The sequence below is a fragment of the Vibrio sp. 10N.222.49.C9 genome (genome assembly GCF_041474985.1).
In the GTDB taxonomy this organism is placed as follows: domain Bacteria; phylum Pseudomonadota; class Gammaproteobacteria; order Enterobacterales; family Vibrionaceae; genus Vibrio; species Vibrio crassostreae_C.
Genome location: NZ_JBFRVD010000125.1, coordinates 1 through 378 on the forward strand (window position 1 = coordinate 1; position 378 = coordinate 378).

Genomic DNA, 378 nt, shown 5'->3' on the forward strand with positions numbered 1-378 from the left:
ACATATCAAATTACCAGCTCACTGCCTGATGCGATTGATTCGCTGATTGATAAGGCGAAGGGGCAGTTAGTGGTTCATCGCAAGGGAGAGTTAAGTCAGGGCGATGTTGAATCGTTGCACTTCAGTGTTGAATTAGATGCTGAGTCACAGACTGCAATTGTGACTTCATCAAAATTGCCGGTGACCATGTTCCATGTTGAGCCTGGCTCCTTGATTGAAAACTTCGAGCGTCTAGGTGAGCACTACGGTTGGAAGGCGAGTGAAGATATGTACTTGGCGCGTCAATACCAAGTGCCATTTGGTTATCCGGTTGTGACAGAGCAGGGAAATGTTAAGCGTGCGCTTGAGCAGATGCTATCGGGTTTTTCAACACTAAGA

The 378-nt window shown here is 46.8% G+C and carries 1 protein-coding gene; it reads left to right on the forward strand.

What is annotated here, in order from left to right; genetic code table 11:
- Positions 1-378, forward strand: a 378-nt coding sequence (locus tag AB4585_RS22285; protein ID WP_372170989.1) for a hypothetical protein, incomplete at both ends; no start/stop codon positions are given.